This is a genomic window from Brevundimonas sp., assembly GCF_046293315.1.
Lineage (GTDB): Bacteria > Pseudomonadota > Alphaproteobacteria > Caulobacterales > Caulobacteraceae > Brevundimonas.
Window position 1 is genome coordinate 1 of record NZ_JBKBPF010000027.1, and the last position, 246, is coordinate 246.

Annotated in this window: 1 pseudogene; it reads right to left on the minus strand. The window is 75.2% G+C overall.

What is annotated here, in order from left to right:
* Window positions 1–10: 10 nt before the first annotated feature.
* Window positions 11–246, minus strand: a pseudogene (locus ACK4SE_RS13820) (hypothetical protein); the annotation flags it as partial.

The following is a 246-nucleotide window of genomic DNA, read 5'->3' on the forward strand; positions in this document are numbered from 1 at the left end:
CGGGCCCGCCCTAGCGATTGAGCGCGGTGACGGCCGCACCCAGGGGTGTGTCCTCGAACACGGTCTGGCCACGGCGCCACGCGGTGGCGGCTTCCACGGACGCCGCCTCGATGCGCGCCGGCCCCGCCTGGGGCTCGGTCAGGCGCTCGCCGGGACGCAGGACCATGGCCGCGTCAGGCGCGCCCGGCGCCCCTTGCTCGCTTCGGCTGACCGCGACCTCCCCCTTGATCAGGGTGACGATGACCT